The sequence below is a fragment of the Desulfosporosinus sp. OT genome (assembly GCF_000224515.1).
Taxonomy (GTDB): domain Bacteria; phylum Bacillota; class Desulfitobacteriia; order Desulfitobacteriales; family Desulfitobacteriaceae; genus Desulfosporosinus.
In genome coordinates, this window is sequence record NZ_AGAF01000124.1 from 1 (window position 1) to 19655 (window position 19655).

At 39.4% G+C, this 19655-nt stretch carries 32 protein-coding genes; 11 read left to right on the forward strand and 21 right to left on the reverse strand.

Going from position 1 to position 19655, the window contains the following annotated elements; translation table 11 throughout:
- Positions 1–564, reverse strand: a 564-nt coding sequence (locus tag DOT_RS11365; protein ID WP_009618483.1) for a sigma-70 family RNA polymerase sigma factor, incomplete at its 3' end; no start/stop codon positions are given.
- Between the two features lie 217 nt (positions 565–781).
- Positions 782–976, reverse strand: coding sequence for a Tn3 family transposase (locus tag DOT_RS28595; RefSeq protein ID WP_009618485.1), 195 nt, complete (start codon positions 974–976; stop codon positions 782–784).
- A gap of 236 nt (positions 977–1212) precedes the next feature.
- Between DOT_RS28595 and DOT_RS11370 the strand changes: the two genes are divergently transcribed.
- The 5 genes from DOT_RS11370 to DOT_RS11385 are packed head-to-tail and all read left to right on the forward strand — an operon-like array spanning position 1213 to position 4442.
- Positions 1213–2235: an RHS repeat protein gene (locus DOT_RS11370; RefSeq protein ID WP_009618487.1), complete on the forward strand. Its 1023-nt coding sequence runs from the start codon at positions 1213–1215 to the stop codon at positions 2233–2235.
- A gap of 28 nt (positions 2236–2263) precedes the next feature.
- Positions 2264–2926: an RHS repeat-associated core domain-containing protein gene (locus DOT_RS11375; RefSeq protein WP_009618489.1), complete on the forward strand. Its 663-nt coding sequence runs from the start codon at positions 2264–2266 to the stop codon at positions 2924–2926.
- Positions 2927–2940: 14 nt separating this feature from the next.
- Positions 2941–3690, forward strand: coding sequence for a hypothetical protein (locus tag DOT_RS11380; protein WP_009618491.1), 750 nt, complete (start codon positions 2941–2943; stop codon positions 3688–3690).
- Positions 3691–3748: 58 nt separating this feature from the next.
- Entirely contained in the window at positions 3749–3889 is a 141-nt protein-coding gene (locus tag DOT_RS30405) for a hypothetical protein (protein ID WP_157998442.1), read from the forward strand.
- A 55-nt stretch (positions 3890–3944) separates the two neighbouring features.
- Positions 3945–4442: a hypothetical protein gene (locus DOT_RS11385; protein ID WP_009618493.1), complete on the forward strand. Its 498-nt coding sequence runs from the start codon at positions 3945–3947 to the stop codon at positions 4440–4442.
- Positions 4443–5159: 717 nt separating this feature from the next.
- Here DOT_RS11385 and DOT_RS11390 read toward each other — a convergent pair.
- The 8 genes from DOT_RS11390 to DOT_RS27775 form a co-directional block, all read right to left on the reverse strand.
- Positions 5160–5429 (reverse strand): hypothetical protein, encoded by a 270-nt coding sequence (locus DOT_RS11390; protein ID WP_009618495.1) that lies wholly within the window; start codon positions 5427–5429, stop codon positions 5160–5162.
- 533 nt (positions 5430–5962) lie between these two features.
- Complete coding sequence (locus tag DOT_RS11400; protein WP_009618501.1) at positions 5963–6763, reverse strand: DNA adenine methylase; 801 nt, start codon at positions 6761–6763, stop codon at positions 5963–5965.
- A gap of 107 nt (positions 6764–6870) precedes the next feature.
- Positions 6871–7437, reverse strand: a complete 567-nt coding sequence (locus tag DOT_RS11405; RefSeq protein ID WP_242833825.1) for a hypothetical protein — start codon at positions 7435–7437, stop codon at positions 6871–6873.
- 124 nt (positions 7438–7561) lie between these two features.
- Positions 7562–7750 (reverse strand): hypothetical protein, encoded by a 189-nt coding sequence (locus DOT_RS11410; RefSeq protein ID WP_040411934.1) that lies wholly within the window; start codon positions 7748–7750, stop codon positions 7562–7564.
- Positions 7751–7934: 184 nt separating this feature from the next.
- Entirely contained in the window at positions 7935–8828 is an 894-nt protein-coding gene (locus DOT_RS27770; protein ID WP_009618514.1) for a DnaD domain protein, read from the reverse strand.
- Between the two features lie 143 nt (positions 8829–8971).
- Positions 8972–9160: a hypothetical protein gene (locus tag DOT_RS11420; RefSeq protein WP_009618516.1), complete on the reverse strand. Its 189-nt coding sequence runs from the start codon at positions 9158–9160 to the stop codon at positions 8972–8974.
- A gap of 35 nt (positions 9161–9195) precedes the next feature.
- Positions 9196–9552: a DNA adenine methylase gene (locus DOT_RS29705; protein WP_139024193.1), complete on the reverse strand. Its 357-nt coding sequence runs from the start codon at positions 9550–9552 to the stop codon at positions 9196–9198.
- Positions 9467–10009, reverse strand: a complete 543-nt coding sequence (locus DOT_RS27775) for a DNA cytosine methyltransferase (RefSeq protein ID WP_050809866.1) — start codon at positions 10007–10009, stop codon at positions 9467–9469. The genes DOT_RS29705 and DOT_RS27775 overlap by 86 nt, the downstream gene beginning before the upstream one ends.
- A gap of 293 nt (positions 10010–10302) precedes the next feature.
- On the opposite strand from DOT_RS27775, the gene DOT_RS11430 reads away from it, so the two are divergent.
- A complete protein-coding gene (locus DOT_RS11430; RefSeq protein ID WP_009618522.1) occupies positions 10303–10521 on the forward strand; it encodes a hypothetical protein in 219 nt (72 codons plus the stop codon).
- On the opposite strand, the gene DOT_RS30410 is transcribed toward DOT_RS11430, so the two are convergent.
- The 4 genes from DOT_RS30410 to DOT_RS11440 form a co-directional block, all read right to left on the reverse strand.
- Positions 10463–10834, reverse strand: coding sequence for a hypothetical protein (locus DOT_RS30410; protein WP_207637041.1), 372 nt, complete (start codon positions 10832–10834; stop codon positions 10463–10465). The two genes, DOT_RS11430 and DOT_RS30410, sit on opposite strands and share 59 nt — an antisense overlap.
- 284 nt (positions 10835–11118) lie before the next feature.
- Complete coding sequence (locus DOT_RS32350; protein ID WP_009618524.1) at positions 11119–11247, reverse strand: hypothetical protein; 129 nt, start codon at positions 11245–11247, stop codon at positions 11119–11121.
- A 138-nt stretch (positions 11248–11385) separates the two neighbouring features.
- Positions 11386–11556: a hypothetical protein gene (locus tag DOT_RS30415; protein ID WP_009618526.1), complete on the reverse strand. Its 171-nt coding sequence runs from the start codon at positions 11554–11556 to the stop codon at positions 11386–11388.
- A gap of 943 nt (positions 11557–12499) precedes the next feature.
- Positions 12500–12733 carry a helix-turn-helix transcriptional regulator gene (locus DOT_RS11440; RefSeq protein WP_009618530.1) on the reverse strand — a complete coding sequence of 78 codons (234 nt, stop codon included), beginning with the start codon at positions 12731–12733 and terminating at the stop codon, positions 12500–12502.
- 129 nt (positions 12734–12862) lie between these two features.
- Here DOT_RS11440 and DOT_RS11445 point away from each other — a divergent pair, with 129 nt between their 5' ends.
- The 4 genes from DOT_RS11445 (at position 12863) to DOT_RS11460 (ending at position 16276) form a co-directional block, all read left to right on the forward strand.
- A complete protein-coding gene (locus DOT_RS11445) occupies positions 12863–13270 on the forward strand; it encodes a helix-turn-helix transcriptional regulator (protein WP_009618532.1) in 408 nt (135 codons plus the stop codon).
- Positions 13271–13511: 241 nt separating this feature from the next.
- Positions 13512–13790 (forward strand): hypothetical protein, encoded by a 279-nt coding sequence (locus DOT_RS11450; protein ID WP_009618535.1) that lies wholly within the window; start codon positions 13512–13514, stop codon positions 13788–13790.
- Positions 13791–13910: 120 nt separating this feature from the next.
- Positions 13911–14642, forward strand: coding sequence for an ImmA/IrrE family metallo-endopeptidase (locus DOT_RS11455; RefSeq protein ID WP_207637042.1), 732 nt, complete (start codon positions 13911–13913; stop codon positions 14640–14642).
- 35 nt (positions 14643–14677) lie between these two features.
- Complete coding sequence (locus DOT_RS11460; protein WP_040411938.1) at positions 14678–16276, forward strand: recombinase family protein; 1599 nt, start codon at positions 14678–14680, stop codon at positions 16274–16276.
- A 52-nt stretch (positions 16277–16328) separates the two neighbouring features.
- Here DOT_RS11460 and DOT_RS27780 read toward each other — a convergent pair whose 3' ends face one another.
- Together DOT_RS27780 and DOT_RS27785 are read right to left on the reverse strand one after the other, a co-directional pair.
- The gene (locus DOT_RS27780) at positions 16329–16568 is read right to left on the reverse strand and encodes a hypothetical protein (RefSeq protein ID WP_050809867.1); all 240 of its coding nucleotides are present in this window, start codon (positions 16566–16568) and stop codon (positions 16329–16331) included.
- Positions 16569–16642: 74 nt separating this feature from the next.
- Positions 16643–16933 carry a hypothetical protein gene (locus DOT_RS27785; protein ID WP_009618543.1) on the reverse strand — a complete coding sequence of 97 codons (291 nt, stop codon included), beginning with the start codon at positions 16931–16933 and terminating at the stop codon, positions 16643–16645.
- 278 nt (positions 16934–17211) lie between these two features.
- On the opposite strand from DOT_RS27785, the gene DOT_RS11470 reads away from it, so the two are divergent.
- Complete coding sequence (locus DOT_RS11470; RefSeq protein WP_009618546.1) at positions 17212–17487, forward strand: hypothetical protein; 276 nt, start codon at positions 17212–17214, stop codon at positions 17485–17487.
- Between the two features lie 10 nt (positions 17488–17497).
- Here the strand turns inward: DOT_RS11470 and DOT_RS11475 are convergent, their stop codons facing one another.
- The 5 genes from DOT_RS11475 to DOT_RS11500 form a co-directional block, all read right to left on the reverse strand.
- A complete protein-coding gene (locus tag DOT_RS11475) occupies positions 17498–17677 on the reverse strand; it encodes an aspartyl-phosphate phosphatase Spo0E family protein (protein ID WP_009618549.1) in 180 nt (59 codons plus the stop codon).
- A gap of 371 nt (positions 17678–18048) precedes the next feature.
- Entirely contained in the window at positions 18049–18222 is a 174-nt protein-coding gene (locus DOT_RS11480) for an aspartyl-phosphate phosphatase Spo0E family protein (RefSeq protein ID WP_009618553.1), read from the reverse strand.
- A gap of 269 nt (positions 18223–18491) precedes the next feature.
- Positions 18492–18704, reverse strand: a complete 213-nt coding sequence (locus tag DOT_RS11485; RefSeq protein ID WP_009618557.1) for a helix-turn-helix transcriptional regulator — start codon at positions 18702–18704, stop codon at positions 18492–18494.
- A gap of 171 nt (positions 18705–18875) precedes the next feature.
- Complete coding sequence (locus DOT_RS11490; RefSeq protein WP_040411942.1) at positions 18876–19073, reverse strand: hypothetical protein; 198 nt, start codon at positions 19071–19073, stop codon at positions 18876–18878.
- A gap of 343 nt (positions 19074–19416) precedes the next feature.
- Positions 19417–19608, reverse strand: coding sequence for a hypothetical protein (locus DOT_RS11500; RefSeq protein WP_009618561.1), 192 nt, complete (start codon positions 19606–19608; stop codon positions 19417–19419).
- Positions 19609–19655: the final 47 nt, after the last annotated feature.

The window sequence follows — 19655 nt, forward strand, 5'->3', positions numbered from 1 at the left end:
ACAAAAAAAAGTATTTACAGCCGGCTCATTAAGTTCGTTTTCATCAAGTACATCATGTAGCTGTATTCTAGCATTATAAAGCCTAGATTTTACAGTACCCGGAAAACAGCCCAAAACCTTTGAAATTTTCTCAATGGTCATATCATTAAAGTAATATAGTATGACGACAGTTTTCAATGGTAAACTTAATTGAGCTAATGCTTCATGTACCATCAGGTTGGTCACGCTGGTATCCAATTCGGAATTGGAATCCATGGTTGTGCTTAATTCTTCCATGTTTTGATCACCCATGAGGAGAAAGTAGTTGTGTTTTTTTACCATCCTCCAACCTGTTCTCACCAGAATCTTATAAAACCATGCCTCAAAGGCTTCTGGATTTTTTAGAGTTTGGATTTTTTGGAAGCATTCGATAAAAGATTCCTGTACGATATCCTCTGCGATTCCTTTTTGGTTGGATATAAGGTAAGCAGTTCCTAAAGCCTTCTTTCTGTGCAGGTGATAAAGCTCGCTAAAGCTATCCGGATCACTCGATCGACATCGTTTAATTAGGTCGGTGTTCTCCATATCGTTCCTTCTTCCTTACACATTAAAAGTTGTCCTCCTATAATAAAGTGTATTGATTATATTGAATGGTTCACTGTTTTAAAAATAATTTTAATACAAATATATCTGGCAGTGTCATTTTAACAAAATTATACCCTAAGATATTTAAGGGAAGGTAAAAACAGTTTTCCCTACTCTTTGGAATAACCAGTTGAACTATTTAATGGGCGTAAAGTTTTTAACGTTGTAATTTGCCTCGAATCAAACTTATACTCGCCCAGGAAGTTAATATGTTCCCACTAGCTAATGCGTTCATTGCTTCACCTTTGTTTAATCTCCGGTGGATTCTTCGTCGCATGGCTTCGCTGGATATGTAATCAAGAATAAAGATGGTCTTTTCGATTCGCCCCATTTCACGCAATGCAGTAGCCAAACTAGCAGACTTGTCCGTTAGGTCTGCTTAAGGCTTTAAGATTCTCGAGCAATGAAACCTACGGCTTCAGCTATGATCTGGAAGGACGGCGCACTCAGGCCACCGTCTCTAATGATCCGACGATCACTCGAAAATTTGATTATGGGTATGATGAGGTAGGAAATCTCACCAGCTATGTAGAAAAAAACGACAGCGACAACCTCCTCGGGAAGGTCACCAAACCTGCAGCAGGGGAAATGTACTCCAAGACAGATCAACTGATCGGCTTTGACCTGACGTATGGAGCGAATCCCGCCATCCCCTACGTGTTCACCTATTCGGCCAATAATTTAGTCGAGAAAGTCTCTGCAGCAGGCAAAAACACCTCCTTTAAATACGATGAGGGCGGCAAGCCGAAAATCCAGACCAATGGTAACGGTACCCAAGACCAATTCGACTACAATGAGGGTCAACAGCTGACCGGAACCTCGACCGTGAACTCCACTGGGACAAAGCTCTTGTCGAGTCAGTATAGTTATGATGACGATGGCCGACTTATAACAGTGACGGGTAATGGCCCGGGAAGTCCAGCGGCGGATTATTTTTATAACGATATTAATGGAACTGAAAAGCTAAACCGCTTAACTCAAGCCACGATCACGGATGGTGGAACACCTTATACCTTTAACTATAGTTATGACCCGGCAGGAAACATTCAGTCGATGAATGTACCCTCTGGGCAAACAAATACCTTCGCCTATGATGGGGATAATAAGATCAGTACCATCAATGGATCAGCCAGTAATGTAAGTTACGATGCCAACGGGAACTTCACTAAGTTAACAGTGAATGGCAAGACCCAACAGTACGTTTATGATGCGGCTAATCGCTTAACTGCATTGAAAGACGGAGCAGGGGCAGTTATTGCCAGCTACACGTATGATGGGGATGGTCAGCGTCTCACTAAAACTGCAAATGGTGAGACCATAGCCTACCATTACTTTAGCGGTCAGTTGGTGTATGAAACCTCCAGTGAGTATTCAGGGAAAGTTACCGCCCGTTATACCCGATCACCCGAAGGAAAACTCCTCTCGGTTAATATCTATGGTGCTGCCGGGAACAATGACTACTATTACCATTACAACGCCCAAGGGGACGTTGTGGCGGTGACGGACAGCACTGGTGCGGTGAAGGATGGGGGCCCGAACGGCGGAAACACGGTTGACATCAACAATGACCAAGGGTTTAACAATGCCTACACCTACAGGGGCTACAGGTAAGATACTGAGACAGGACTTTATTTCCTGAATGCTAGGGTACTATGCGGCAGGAATTGGCAGGTTCTTGACGAAGGATACGTACTTGGGCAGTGATTTGAACAGATATGCCTATGCTGGCGGTGACCCAGTAAACATTGTTGACCCAACCGGCTATTTTTGGGAAACCATACTTGACATGGTAAATTTGGTTTATGACGTAGTCGATTTCTTTAGGAATCCTAGTTGGGGAGGGGCCGGCTATGTAGGGTGGGACGTTGTCTCAATTGTTCCGTTTATTCCTGGTTCCTATGCTGGTAAAGCTGTAAAAGCAGCCTCTAAGGTTGATGAGGTTGTTGATACAGCTAGGGGAACAAAAGCCGCTAAGGGGGCAAGTGAAGTTATCCATGGTAACAGCAAATTAAGTACTAAAGTTCAGCATGGATATGAAATATTTGAAAATGAGACTGGGGATGTCGTAAAGACAGGAATTAGTGAACGTCCGCTCAATAAAAATGGGACATCACCAAGAGCAAATTCTCAAGTAAATAGCTTTAATAATGCCGCTGGATTTGATAAGTACGGAGCAAACGTTGTTGCTCCGTACATTCCAGGCAGACAAGCAGCCCTTGATTGGGAAGCAAATAATGCAATGAGGCTTTGGGGAGAAGGAAATTCGATGGGCATGCACCGAAGGCCACAGCCCTGGAAATAAGGAGATGATAAAAATTGTATTTAAGTGAATTTGATTTGGATTTACCATATATTGCAGATGAAGACAGGATTGTTGCAATAATGAATGAGAAAAATTGTCTCCGTAATGAAGCAACCAAATTGGACTATGAAAAAAATTGGAAAGATAAAAGGCGTAAATTCAGATTAGAAACCAGAAACATTTCAGCTATGTTCGAAAGATTATTTGGACAGATGAAAACAAAAGACTGCTCAAAGATACTTGTTGAATGCGTCGACGAGGTCAAAGAAGAGCGAGTTATGAACTTTTCAGGTGTTTATATCGTACAAATAAAATTCGATTATAATAATTTTTTAGCTAGTGATGATTATCAAAAGAAGCAAAAAACTTTGGACTTAATAATGGACGGTATTAAAATAATAGTTGCGAAAAATGAAGATTGGGATATTGAACCCTTTGAAAGGATATATTCCAAGATTCGTGAAGCTAATTACACAAATGAATGGGTTTGGAAGAAACCTATTAAAAGTTCAGACAAGAAATTTAGTGCTGAGGTCTTATGTCAGCATAGAGTCAAATCTATTGAGATTTATATAGTTTTGCGAGATAACAATGGGGCTGAATTAGATAGAAAAAAAGTTATTTCAGAACTCCCCGACGAATTTGCTTATGCTAAGCATTTGGGAGAAGTTAAGTGGTTTTCACATAATGAAGCAGCATTAGTGAATAAAAAAGGTGACAAAACATGGACTGTTAACTTTGAACTGACTGCTAAACAAAAATAAAAATTGCTAACAAAGTAGTCAAAAAATAGGGGGATGGATTATCCGTCTCCTTTTTCTTATGCCAACAACACAAAAAGAAAACGCCGAAACAAACGCAGACTGCAACGGCCCCCGGCTTAATTTGCTTTACGCCTGCCCCAATGCCAGTATCGCCAGAGATACCAATGCCTATAAGAATACCAATAGGAATCTAAATTGAAATTTAGGATTATTAATGCAATTCGTAAAAACCTTTTTGAACGGGGGTCTATGCTATGGAGTACTTTACCGAAGACCTGTGGAATAGGATAAATTCCTCAGATTTTGATGAAAAAAAGAAAGCAAGGGATCAGTGGAAACTTAACGATGAGGCTTACACTATTAAGTTTCAGTCGTTAGAAGCTAGGTTTTCTAAAAAAGCGTTTGATTTCTTTAAAAGGAGTTCATTACACGACTCTAGTTTAAATGATATAGTTATTGAGCATAAAGAATTTGGAAGGGCAAAGAAAATTACGGTTTCAATTATCCTCACCGACCAGGAGAGAGTTTGGACAATAACTTATAAAAAGGTTAGCAAGATTTCCGTTGACTACGTTAAAAAGAAAGGACTTTACAATAATCAAAAGGGATTCGATGACTTTGGTTATGATGAGTTTTTAGATGTGGACGAGGATACTTTATCTCACGAAATCCTTTTTGCTTCGGGCGCTAAATCTCTAGTTCACTTTGCGAATAAGAATATTTTTGTAACCGTAAAGAAACAAGAAGATTAAATGTCAAGTTGAGTTTCCAAAGCCCTGCGAAATTATTTCAATTCTGCCGTAGGTTCTCGGTCACAGGATTCTTGCTACACCTAATCCACACAAAGGTCAAGTCCACATCGGGCTTGGCCCTTCTTTTGTGCACTAGTGTAACCTTGTAGTAATTTCTATAGAACCAAGTGGGGGAGATCGTATTGCATAGAGTAAGCTACAAGTAAGCAAAGAAATGGCCCTACTTATAATTAGCCACATTATCTCGGTTTCGACAGTCTGTAGGCACGAGAAATGAATTCAAATGTGCGGCAATATCGGTGATACAACTCATTTAGGATTGGCAACAACCATCGATTTAACACTCTACTCCGTTTTTTAGGGTTTCCTGTTCTGATCCTATCGTTTAAGTTTTGGAAAGCCAAACTTCACGCGTCACAAGCCCACCCTCAAGCATCCTCTATCATTGGCATAACACATGTGCAAAATTTGACAAACGAAATCAACAAAACAATAAGACTCACCTTTCTGTGAGGGTAATACCTAACAACTAGTTTAACTAAACGCTAATCCTAATAACCCCACCGATGTCCTTAACTGCAACGAGTACAGGGTTCTATGCACAGAACGTCCAAAAGTCTAGTAGTGGAGTCAGCGCTCAAATCGGATGTTACAAAATGGATTTATGTTCGATGTTAAGCTTTTAGGGGCCACTCAATTAAAAACGACAATTCAAATTTATTTATCAAAGTGAGTTATCACTTCTTTAATCAGCCGACCCATGTCTTCGATTTTTCTCTGCTTTAGTTTATCCTTACGCGTTAAATCTAAATAGCACCAAACTTCAGCGTGGCTAAGTATCCAATACCTATTTTTCTCCTTGGTTGCGCCTAGTCCATCTCTCATAGTTTTAAGCGCTACTTGATAATCACAATGGCCATCCAAGAACATTAGAATTCTCTGGAATTCGCTGACTGTAATTTTATCGAGAAGTTCAAAAGGTTTCAATTATTAGTCACCTCACATTACGCTTGCTTACTAATTATAAATTATAACTCGTAATCAAGCCTAAAGGGACCGTTTCGCTGGGTTTGAGTTAGATTTAATTTTAGCTTTTTATCGGACAAAGACACGGCGTTTCATGTTTTTTATTCCCCCATTGCTATCATAACTATTTTTTCATTTAAGCCGAAATAGTCATGAACAAAATCATCTAAAAAGGGCTCATGCGACAAAACCCACATGAACCCTACCCGTATTTCCATGATTACATTTTAAAAAGGTACCACCTGCAAGATTCGATTTCGTACTTAATTTCATATGCCTTTTGTAAGCCATTAATAACACTTTGACACTGGAAAATAATCATCTTTTTCCCAGCCAATTTTTCCTCAGTTCGTAGTATAACCTTGTCAATTTTAACAACAACTGACTCACTCTGTTCAGATGTGACCCTATACCTTACTGGATTTATCACGCCTTCTTTCGTAAACCAGGTAACCATTTCAATAGGTCGCATGAGTATTTTCATCGTAAACACCTTAAGCCGCAATTTGAATATTAGCCGTATCGTTATTACAATAATTTGATATAAGTAATTCTTTTTTTAAAGTACTTTTGTCTTTCCGTGAAACGGAATATCGAACGCTAACTTCTTCTATGTTAAACCCTCTGTACAGCTCTCTAATATCCGGATGGTCATTGATACTCATCAAGTATCGACCTTGGATCCGTGCCAACACATCTCTGAGCCTAACATGATCTTCTACTGTAAAGTTTCCACTTCCCTGCGTTTGATAGCCTGTCAGACCATAATAAGGTGGATCACAGTAAAATAGTGTGGTGGTCCGATCATAGCTTAAAATTAACTTCTCGAAATCTCGATTTTCGATAATCGTATTTAAAAGCCGTGCCCTGGTCTGTTTTATTTCTTGCTCCAATGTTTTAAGGGCGAACTTGACACCCGTTGGACTAATGATAAAATTTTGCATTCTTGCTCCAAAACTGAAATGCACCAAATAATAAAATCTAGCTGCTCGTTCTATAGGATCCAATTCATTTAGTTTGGCTATTTTATACTCTTCAAAGATCTGCCTCGAGACAAGAAGATGTTCAAAAGACTGAATAAAATCCTGTGTTTTGTCCCGCACGACTTTAAAAAAGTTGATGAGTTCACCGTTTATATCGTTCAGAACTTCTACTTTAGAGAGAGATTTTGCGAATAATACCCATCCAGCCCCGCCGAACACTTCAACGTAACAAAGATGATCCTTAGGCAACCTTTCAACGATTTTATTTCTCAATCTAAACTTTCCGCCCATCCATTTAATCGGACTGTTCATTCCCTTCACTCCTTCGAATAAACTAGAACGCATGTTCTGTATTTATTCTAACAACTTAACCTATTAGAAGCAAGTGAGAGTGTAAATATTTTTATTTAAACATATACTTATAATCTTACTGGTACCTGCTTTGCTCCAACGGTATTTTTAATCGATTTTATGCAATGCTGTTTTCGGGTTTCTTCCTTTGATTGCCTCTCCATATCTTCTTTCAATTTTTCAAACCATTTCCTGTTGCTTTCATTTTTGTCTACAAACCTTTTATGGTCTGCTACCGCACGATACTCTTTAAGCTCACCACTCGCCCAGGCACGCGGCAGATACAACCACCAGCGCTCGTATTTGATGGAAAGCTTGTCCGCCCAACAAAGTTTACTAGGATCAATACCGTGTAACTTCGCGTAACTGCGACTATGTCCAAGCACGAGCTGCCGATACTCTTCACCGAACATTCGCCCAACCAATTCCGCGCCGGCTTCAGGATGCCTCACTCCGTCACTCCCGTCCATACTCTTCTTACCCCAGTAACCCATATCATGAAGCGCAATACAAACTGTTTCCTTCCAACTGGGATTACCGTAGAGCTCTTTCCACGCTAGCCAAACCGTGAGGGGATGCCATAAAAATTGATGAACACCAAACAATAAACTCCTTGTGCCTATAGAACCAAACATTTTCACTTTACATCCCCCTCTCCTTGAAACCATGATATTGCATTACCTAGTGTAATCATCATACTGATTAAAATGAGCACTTTAATCACTTTTGACTTCCTCCCTCTCCTCTAGCTTATTTTCATTAGCCCGCCATCCGCACTGATTGAGTACACTCTGACACTGGTTTCAAACACTTTGAATTCAGCACAACATTCTGGACAAAAATAATGATCCTTGCCGATCTTATCGCCCTGCTCTGGCACTGAACACATTCTGTTTGTTTTTCATAAAAACCCCGTATTCGTTTTTTTAATTGAGTGCTTTTGTCCATTTTTTACCTCCTTCCCTGAATCTGGTTATTACTAGATCATAAGTCACAAATAAAATTTCTCGTATTTATCCGTTTTATCCGTTCCTTTGCGGCTTCTTCCCGTCATTGCCGCTATATGACCACTCTCTTTTTGTAAGGGTTTCTTGTTTAGGGCATCCCTTCACTTTTTCCAATAATTGTATATTTATTCCAGTCTTATTATATTATTTTTTAACAAATCTTCAAGAATTGGTTCTAAGTAAGCGATCAAGCTGGAAAGATCATTTTTGATAACACACCGTTTCAGGCCGGCGATGACTATTGATTCCGGATCATGACAGTCTGAAAGTGCTTTAAACTTTTTACACCAATGGATCAGCTCGCTACGCTCATAATTGGATAACTCACGTTTCAGGTTTAGCTCTGCAAAGTCTATGGCTTTGAGACCCATCCCTTCATCCTCTACGTCTGGCAATGAGTCACTTACCTCGACGGGTTTATGTCTCCCCATGACGCAGGGGTCATCTTCACGCGCATAGACGCAATCAGCAGCTGCTGCAGCTATAGTATTCTGTGGAGTAATCTGTGGAGTAGTCTGAGGAGTAATCTGAGGTATTGTCGTTTCATTTTGAAACAGGGGTGTTTCATTTTGTAACGGGGGTGTTTCATCTTGTAACAGGGGTGTTTCATTTTGAAACAGGGGTGTTTCACTCCCTTCCATGTCATATCCTCGAATCATTATGCTTTTAAGCTTTGACAATTCTTTGTAGTTCAACGCAAACCATCGGGTGTTGTCATAAGATTTCTTATTGTATTTCCCCTCGATAATCAGGCCTTTATCCAGAAGGCTGTTCACAGTTCTGGATATTGTCGCAACACTCCAGAAGCTAAAGGCCTTTTCCTGCATTTGTCTTACACTTTGGTAGGTCCATCGTTGGCCTTCAATAAAATGGTTCGATATGTGGATCCAATATTCCAGTTGAAGCAGGATAATCGATTCGTTTAAACCGATCTCATCAGCTAACGCTGGCGATAATCTAAGGGAAAGTTCATTTAGAGTAAATAGTCTCGTAACATTATTTTTGCTTACATTTCCCATCTTTTCTCCCCCTTGTTCGGAACACAACCAACAGTGAACCTATGTATAAGGCCTTCGATCTCAGTAACGCTAAGTGATCTCTAAGAAAATGATGTCCGCATGAAGTAACGTCAATGAGCTGAGGTTTCAACCGGACGACTCTTTTACAAGTGATTGATCTCACCTTGAAGACATTCCAGACAGATATTTTCCTGCGTTCGATGATCGCCTGTACTTTGTTTCAGTTGTATAATCTTCGATCGAAAACCGAACCGGCAAGGTTTCTCGATAATGGGTGTATCCTTATGGGTTTTCCCACAGATCTCACATCTCAGCGTATCCTTGTTCTCCACGGCTAATTAACTCCTTTCATCGCTCGGTTTATAGTTCAAAAATTAAAGAGGGTTTCCGTCATCGTCCTTGCTGCAACTGAATTGATCCATAAGACTTCTTCTCGCTCACGGTCACCTTCAGCAAATGCCTTAACTGTTTTACGATTCCAGTGCTTAAGTCTGGCGTCATACAAGTCGCATGAGTAACCACTTAGTAATACGGGTCCGGGATGTTGGTCCAAGACCTCTATCAGCTGAACATGATCTTTATCCGTCATTTCATTGGCATAAATACGTTTTGATCTTGTCGACAGCGGATAAGGCGGATCAGCGTGGATAAGGACTTCCTTGAGCCGTTTTCTGGAGAAGCAGTCCAGACACTCCTTTACAGGGCGGGCTGAGAAAGATGACATCCGGATAGTCTCCCTGAGCTGCTGCCAAAAGATCCTCGGTCGTTGACTCATGCCACTCCGGTCCAGGTTCACGTCCGTGAAAGGCGATATAATCCCGTCGTTCAAAGAGATCCATTGGGGTTGCTTGTACCCATGTAAGGTATTTAAAATCTTCACAAGCTAACGGATCAACGTCCACGCCGCCCAGCGTTTTAAATTGCCCTGTTACGCCTTTGAAGTTGTCCAGAGCATTTTGAAACCCCAAAGCTCCTCCGCCAGAACCTGAAAACAAGTGGAACACTTTGAATGTTTTAAACGTTTTAACCTGAGAACTTAACCTTCGTTCATAATTATAACCGTCGTTTAATTGGGCTGGTTTGTGCCCTGTGCTTATATCCAACCGGTAATGCCCTGGAGTAGATTTGTTGTTACGTTCTTTCCTCTCATGCTGATTTGACATCAGCCGCCTTACTAGCATCGTTTTTCCTCCCAGCTTGTTATTTGCTCATCGGATTTAATATCGACCGTTCATCCCTCTTGTCAGAAAAAATAAGTTTATAATTCTTGTAATCGCAAAGACTAATTTAGTAATTTTGATTTGGTTTTAGAGAAGAGAAAAGAATGAATGCACCAGATTAGAAAAATCCTACGATCCCCTTGAAATACAATCCGTCTTCAACGTAACCCCACCCAGACTCAAATAACATCTTTGATCTTAAGCAGACAGTCCAAGTCGTTCTGCTTTCTTGAAGTAAGGGGGTACATAATCCAATGTCCAGTAAACTAAAGATTGAAATCATTGATGATAAGACTGTGCTTGAAATCTATGAATCGGAACCTGGAAAACTAACCTTTGTGATGTATCCGGATGATCCCAAAGACGATACCCTTCATGAAGTTACTGCGGATACCTCGAAGTTCTCTTCGTTGCTTAAGACCATTTGCGACATTCCAGCCCAAGTTTACCGGAAATGGGCTCCAACCAAGTAACGTCATCGGAATAATTGATTCCTGTCCAGGAAGCAAACTGTTCGTTAGTAAATAAAATCCGGACATTTTTTAAAAACGGATTCCTTTGGTATTCATCAGTTTCCGTCTCCCGATATTCGATTAGTTGAGACCATATTGCTGAGATAAAATCATCCTCACTCAAAAAACGGGAAATTGGCAGCGTTTGGACAAATTGGGTACGCTTTTTACCAATAGACGTTTCAGCGTAATCTTCTTTCTCTCTGTGGCGGTAATCGCTATACACTAGGAACATTCCAAAATGGTACATAAAGATATCGATTTCACCACTCATATGCTTGTCGATAATTAGCTTTACGAAGATAAGCCGATTTGATTTCGACTTTATCAGTTCATAAGGGATAAGGACTCTATGCTGAAGTTGAAGATTCGTGAAGAATGCCCTTGGATATTGGTATTCGTAGCTCACAGATTGACTATGAATAGATTGGTTAGATTACGGGCCATGTGACTCTTGATCTACCTCCCAATCCCTGTGTATTGAGTCCGTCAAACATTTTTTCTAATTGCTTCATTGAATCTTTTAAGTCGATTGACATATTGGTTCCCCCTTTCTCTTTACAACTTTACTGATCTGCCCTTAAGGAATTGATTTTGTATCCAACCGCTATGAGTTAAGGCATAATAAGCGTAGGACAAATCCTCTCTCGCATTGATAGTTTCAACCCCAAAAGGCTTCAGCGCCATTTGGTATACCCCCTGTAACCTGACTTATCAACGGTAACACCCAGCTTATATCCATTGATTTCAACGTTAAAGTTGTGTTTCAATTTGAATCACCTCTTTAAAGCATGTCCATCATAAAAAAGGGACTTGTTACCTTTCTCACATCTTAGCCACTAATGATGACGTTAACTTATCCCTATCTTCATACTCTCGGAGGATATTAAGTATCAGGCGTTCATATGCTTTTTGTATTAGTTGGGGATCTGGCTTTCCATGCTGTGTGACGCTTATTTTTTGACCTTTTATGGTCATAACGGTTGTATTGGCCATCAAGTTCTTCCCCCTTTCTCCTTCCCTTACATTCTTACGCGCCACTGGTTGGTTACTGGGCTTATCTAAATTAAGTAATTTCAGTTATTGCGGTATCCATTTTAAATAGGGCTCTTGAGTATTGGTTAAAGCCAAAGCAATCCAGTAAAATATGTTCGGCATATTCTTCCATTGCAATAAAAATCTAAGATTTCCTTACATGATGTAGACTACAGTTCACACCGTCCCATATCTGACACTCTTGGCGAATGCAATCGTATAAATTATGAATTGGAAATCCGTTATGATCTCTATAAACCAAAGGATACATAAAAGGACATTTTCGAGCAGGATGTTTCTCGTTTGTAGCCTTAGTAGCTGCTACTTGATTGCATACGTGTAGCACAGGCTTTCTTTTAGACAAAAATCCAAACATCTCTGACCTCCTCTGTTATATTTGAGGCTTTATAGCTATGCGAAAAAATTAATAATCAGGCCGTTCATCGTTAAAGTCAAATACTAGCACTCATTTAGTGACTCTCTGGGTCATATGTTCATGATCTGATGCTCGAATAAGTTCATATACCAAACCACCAATCACCTTTGTGGAGGGCCTTATTCCATTCTCTATCATAATTAACCATCAAGGAATCATTCTTCCATAGTTCTAATTTTGAAATCTTACCGCCGATTATGCCCAAATTTGATGAATCAAGGTAAACTTTAAATAGTATTCCCGAATATTTCCTTCCATCCAGATAGGGCTTTTGGAAAAAAAGTTGAATTTCTTTATAATCGAATTAAGATTGCTTATGAAGAAATTGCATTTAGAACTAAAACCATAACTATTGGGCGACCACTACGGGAGTAAACTTTTTTCAATCCATAATCCGAACACTACTTTTCCTGCTCCATCATGTTTTGAGCCTAAGCCTTATGAATAAAGAATATGGGTATTTCCTGATTAGCTCACGCTTCTTACCTCTTTATCAACTTTGCATTTTGACATGTTACAAGGCAAAAAAATATCTGTTGGGTTCATGCCTAGTACTTCCGCTATGTCGATTGCCATTTGAAGAGATAATTTGCGCTTTCCATTTTCGAGTTGAGAAAGAAAACTATCGGAAATTTTCAGCTTTTTAGCAACTTCTAGTTGTGTAAGGCCAGCTTTTTCTCTCGCTTCCTTAATAGTACTCATTATTTATTCACCTCCAACTTTGCGTTTTGTCAATAATAAAATATGAACTTTCGTTATTGCCAAGTATGTCAACTTTTTAATGACTTTGCAACTTGCAAGGATATAATAGAATTAGTGAGGTGATACATTATGACTTTTGGGCAACGCATGAAAAATGCACGAGAGGAAAAAGGACTAACTCAAAAAGAATTAGCCGAAATTCTTTTTCTTGGTGAGTCTACTATCTCGTTTTATGAATCTGATAAGAGAGAACCTAAATTTGATATATTATATAAAATTTCAGAAGCACTTGAGATTTCAGTAGATTATCTTATCGGACGGACTAATATTCCTAATCCAACCATTAGTAACGATCCCGATGATGACATTCAACCGACCCCACCAGATCGGATTCGTACTTTCCAAAAGAAAATTGGAGAATTAAGTCCAGAAAGTTTGTCCTTTTTAGAATTCCAACTTGAAAAGCTCCGAGAACTTGACATACAAGCCGTTGAACACAGACGGGCCAAACGCGATACTCAGAGAAATAAAAAATAGAAGTGGTGAGGAGAAAATGGGACGTAAAATCAGCCTTATAACCTTATTAATACAAGCATCATTTTAATTTAATTTCTTTCCTGCTTTAGGCGATAATCTATCTTGTTTTGCTAGTGGACAAGGTCCCAATAGTGGTCTAACTAATGCGGCTATTACAACTACGCCTCCTTACGGGATAACAGCGAAGTGACACTCCTTTGTGCTTTACTGGGTATAATCCAAGTATGAAAGGGGACTAAAGATGGATAATGAGAGATTTCAAGAGTTAGACTTAACTAAATTAGAGGATAATGAAAAATTCCAACAGCTAGTTGCAAAACAATTTACGAGAATAAATGAACGATTTGAACATGTAGATAAACACCTAGACAGTATCGAGACTCTTCTTAAACAAAATCACGAAGATACGGAAAAGATGGCTATACAGGTCGAACAACTAGTAACTGAACATAACGATCTTATGGACTATTTTCTAAAAGGACTGGAATCGAATAAAAACAAACAGACGACAACTATCTAAAAAATAGTTGTCGTTTTAATTTCGACAATTTTTTTATATTGTTCTTAATATCTGACAACAAGTGCGGGGTTCGATATGTGGAAAAGTGGCGTTAGTGGAGAAATGATAGCAAGATCCTTTATGTTTAGTTATCTACCCCATGCAGATTATCCATTAAATCTGATACATGTTGCTGTTGCTATTGAGACTAAGTTTGACATTGAAGTTATCATGGAGGAGTGTGACTGCGTTCCACGAGAAATAACGGCACAACTCGCTTGCTCTGATTGGGTAGCGTATATCCTTATTAATAAATTTCATCATCTGAACAAAAAGCGTTTTGGCATTTGTCATGAGTTTGGGCACTTATTACTTGAACATAAACACGGTAATCTTTATCCAGGATCAAGCGAACCCGATGAAGAAAAAGACGAAGCGAATAATTTTGCCGCTGCTTTATTAATGCCATCCAATCTTGTATATAGTTTGGCAAGAAGATACTCGGATAATTTTACATATCTAATCCAAAAAATGACTCAGTATTTCAAGGTTAGTACTGAAGCTGCAGCTCGGCGTTTAGTTGATACAGATTATATGCCTGGACTTATTGCTCTTGTCGACCCCTATCTTGGAAGATTAAATTGGGAATATCATTCTCCAAGCTTAATGTTAGATCGTGAATCCTTCCGTGAATTCCTAGTACAATATTTTGCTCAACCAAAAAAGCGCGAAGAAAACCTTGAAATAATGGGCTACCCGTTTAAAATTGAGGCTAAGAGAATTTGGGGGAACAAGTACCTTTTGGCATGCGTACCATATACGATGAGTATTAAGTGTCTCAAAGAGTCCGCCTCCGGGTATAGTGGAAAATGAAATAAACAAAAAAATAACTGAAAAGGATGGCAAACATGGAAGTACAAAAGTGGGCCATTTATGGTCGCGTTTCGACGGATCATGAAAACCAAAAAACCTCTATACCTAATCAATTAAATTACTGCACCGAATGGGTCCATCGCTCTGGAGGTGTTGTTTATGATACCTATATCGACGATGGCCTTTCCGGAAAATCTATGCTCATAAGGCCCGATGTCCAACGCCTACTAGCCGATGCTGAAGCCAAGAAGTTCTGTGGAGTGGTGTTTAATAATATCTCACGCTTTGGCCGGGATAACCTTGATCTCCTATGGATGAAACGAAAGATCTGTGACGAATGGGATCTTCGCATGATTGGCCTAGAAGAAGGCTATGATTCCAGCAAAGATGACGATGAGCTTCTTTTCATGATACACGCAGGTATGAGCCAAAGCATGAGAAAAAAACTATCAAAGCAAATAAGGCATGGCTGTATACGCAAGGCTGAAAGAGGTGAATTCGCGATACCAACGCCACCCTACGGTTACCGGCGCCCGCGTATAGTTATACGTGAAGACGGAACGGTTATCCGTCCGGAAAATTACAAACTACTAATAGATCCAGACACGGCTCCGATTGTGAGAAAAATTTTTGAATTAGTTAAACACGGACTTGGCGCACACCTAATTATTGCTGCAATGGAAAACGGAAATCCTCCTTTTGATATACCAATTCCGACTCGATTTGGAGCTGAACGTTGGAGCAAATCAACGATCTTTCATATATTGCATAATCCAGCTTACAAAGGCACTATAATTTTTAATCAGACTAAATCTAAGACCAAAAAAAATCCTGAGTCAGAATGGATCATCCACGAGAATGCCCATGAAGCAATAGTGAGCAAAAAACTTTGGGACGAAGTACAAGAGATTATAGGGCGGCGTAGAACAAACAAAGCACTTGGTACGAACAGAGCTCTGCTTTCAGGTATTGCAAAATGTGGTCTTTGCGGCAAAGGAATGATCCACGCTAGTGCCAAAGCTGCCAGTGGCACAGTTAATATGGTATACAAGCGTTATTTTTACTACCGGTGTATCCATGGTCATTTGACAGAGAAAGATTCGATGATTCAAATTAGGGAAGAGGTTCTTAATGAGGTTATATTAAACGCTTTGCAAGAAATTAGTTTTGATCTTAGCCTAGTCGATAGCTTAGTAAGTAACCAAAAAGAAAACCTGCACGGACAAAGCATGGAGAACGATAAAGAGATTAAGAAAATAGACAAAGAGTTAACTAAGATCGAGAAAGCTTTCCGTAAAGATCTTGAGCTTTACCGTGCTGAAGGTATCACAATAAATCAATTTAAGGATCTTCAGGCAGAAAACACTTTAGCCAGGGAGAATCTTATGCGTCGGCGGGCATTGCTCGAACAATCGCACTCATTAGAAGAATCCTTGGAGGGCAGAGTTAAATATGTCAAAGAAAAACTGGCCAGATTTTCTCAAGTAGACAAATCTGACCATGCACAATTAAAGATGTTCATTTCAGACGTAGTTGAAAAGGTCGTAGTAAACTCCAAAACCGATGTTGAGATATACTACCGTGGACTAAATCAAGATTTGCCCGTTGTTTCCCCGTTTTTAGTGCGTGTGTAAACGCAAATAAGCCTCCGAAATAGCCGGAGGCTACACATTTTTAAGAAATAATTTACATGAGCACAGCATTCTCCTCTTCGAAATTTACATCTGAGTAGATAGCTGAAACAGTATCCTTTTTTAAACTTTGAGCAGCTGTTTTGTTTGGAACATCTGGATACATTGAAGGTTCCGAAAACGCAGCGATTGCATGAGCAGTAACAATTCCATATATAGTGTTATTGAATAGTTCCGCAAAGTGAGTTTTTGTCATATGGGGCTTCGTGGAAAATGCTGAAAATCTTTGACCCATTCCGTAGATAAGCTCCCATGTAATTGAGCCGTAAAATGCTCCTTTTAAAGTAAGATGGTCTCTTCCTGTCTTTCTTAAAATGTTGTTAATGGAATTGCTAAGGCAGCTCCTGTAATATGATGTGTAATCTGACCTAATATAAAATTCTTCCGTTGATTAGTTCTAAAAGGACGTACATAAACCGAACCAGCAATATGCCCATAAAGGGCTTCAGTTCTCTTAGCTCTCCAAAATAATAAGTTTGGTATATCCATTGCTACGGTCCCTAATACACCTGAAAATATGCTAGCTGCGATAGAGTCTTTTATTTTTAAAATCCTTTGTATTGTTTTTAGAAATCTCATTAAGCTATTTAGTTGCTCCATTGGTTTTTCCTCCTTCACGTTTACTTATAATCAATTGCTTTTCAATAGCATTCCAACTATAAAGCAAAAAATCCCTGGATAAGATTGTATGAAAAATTAATTGCAAGTTTGGAGAAAAAAAAGAGCCCCCACCGTACGATGAGAGCTATGAGTAGGACGAACAATTTACGAGGGATATAATGCCCTGATACTACTTTGATATTCCATAATTTAATTCTTATTCAACATTACCTAAAATAGGATCTAATTAACGAGCAATCATTGAACGGAGGGTACGTATGATTGACCTTGATGCTCTCGACGAACGATGCCCAAAGTGTAACGGTCTTGGCAGGACAGAGAACCCTACATGGTTTGAGTTCTGGGATAAAGATTTTTTTCGCACTTTGGGGACTCAAGAGAAACTAAGTATTGTAGAAGAAATGACTCCTGATCAACCTGATGAACCAATCTTTTTTATTTGTAAGGAATGTCATGGTAGAGGAAAAATACTTACAGCTGAAGGAAAACAGCTTGTGGAGTTTATAAGGTTTTGGCTGAATCCGAATTATTAAATGATTAAAACTAGGGTTTCCATTCTTGACTGAGGTAAAACTCATTAATTAATACGTCAAGCTTTTTACTTATGCCTACTACTCTCGAATCAGTAAGATCTTTATCTTCAGCAACCTTTTGCATTTTCAATCTCAATTCTTCTATCTGAGCATTGACCGTGAATTTCAACTCAAAAACATCTTCTTTCAATAAAAATTTTCACTCAGTGATTTTATTACTATGCACCGATAATATCAACGGGTGTAAAAGATAATGTTCTGTCGAAATAAGCAGATAAAAGGCACCCAACATTTTATGATGGGGGCTACGAGTAGGACTAACACTTTACTAGAGATATCTTTCCATAGTCCGGTATATTATACCCGGGTAAACAGACAAAACCTACCAGCTTATAGACTTATCACTTGGATATAATAGCATACGAATGGTCGATGAGGCTTCTTGGGGAAATATAGCCGCTAACTTCAAGGAAATCCACCACCATATAGGCAACAAAAAAGGAGAGTAGATAAGCTCTCCTTTTGCATCTCATCAGCTAACGCCGTGGACTCTTGCTATTCTCAATCCTCATCCGTTCGTTTCACTAGCATCCCTTGGTACTTGTCTAAAACAACATCCAACTCTCGACTTGCAGCTACGACTTCTGGATCTGTATAAGATTTTCCCTCTTTTATCTTAATCATGTTCAAACGCAATTCTTCGATTCGCTTTATTAGTTCTTCCACTTCAGACACAATATCCCTCCGTTCATTTTTTAGGGGATAGTGAGCCCAAAAAAGTAAGACCCCGGCAAAGCCGAGGACTTACAGCTATGTTTCTATGATTGAGAGACACTTCGAGAGAACTAAAAGAGTAGCGTTTTTACATCCCCCTTTCGATACATTATATTAAAATTCCTGATTTCTTCCCTCAAGCTACATTTATTAAATCTTTTTAGTGCTACTCCATCCCCAATGACCATAATATACCATATTCCGAGTATAAAATAGGCTAGAAGGGGGTCCTATTCATTATTAACTAATTCATCAATTGATACACCAAGCCCAGTAGCCAATTGTACCAGCTCGTTTATGCGAGGTATTCTTAATCCGGTTTCTATATTGATAAGACTTTTAAGGTTGATTCCGACATTAGCAGCTAACTCTTCTCTGGTCAAATTACGCTTTTCCCTGTAGTGAGCTATTCGCCTGCAAACGGTTTTGTCAATTATGATCATATGTATTAACTCCTCCCGTCTTGCATATCTGAAAACTTAATACTTAGGTAAAAGCTTATTTGTTTACCCATGATCTGTCAACGACAAAAAAAAGCCCCACCATGACTGATGGGAGCAAGTAGGACGAGAGTTTTCATAAGAACATTATTCCTTTGAACCACAATTCTTATTCTACATCTTCCAAAGAAACCATTTGCGTTTTCTCAGCTCATACTTAATCTCGAACGGCCGCAGCTCTCCCTTGATCTCGCTCTGACATCGGAAGACCAGCATCCTATTGCCGGCGAGCTTCTCCTCGGTAACTGAGACTACCTGCTCGATCTTGAGTTCCTTGTCGTTGAGTTTTAGGTGGATGTCACATCTAATCATCTCACACCTTCCTCACGAGACAACGGGAAACCTATCTCACAAAATAAAATAGCCCCCATCTTTCGACGACCTAAGTTTAGCCATTGAGTCGTATCTGAGATTATCTTTACTCGCACGTAGCTCAATGTCTCCAAGCCTCTTCAAATCAACTCTATGAGACAAAGGTGCCGTATTAACCGTCATTGTAAGTGGATTTGTATTTCCACTGTCATTAGACACAATAAGTATTGATCGGTAAGCATGTATAACCCTATCATCTATCCTATCTGCATCTGGAATAGAAACTAGTTCGTCTTTGATAGTCCAAACCTCACCGAATCCAAAGGCGCGCGTATCAATTAGACTATCTCGAATCATATCTTTGAGTAATACTCTTAACCCGCCCTCTCAAGGATTCATGAAGTTTATACTCGCGTAAATAAACGTTAAGATACTCTTGGTCAGTACCCCGCTCATGTTCGGTTTCTTTTGAACGTTTTATGGCACCTTCTCGGCCGGACCGAGTACGCTTATACACTCCATTTGTTTCGTTCATAAGTAACACCTCCCCAAGCAGTTTACTACCGCCAAAATTTTCTGCCG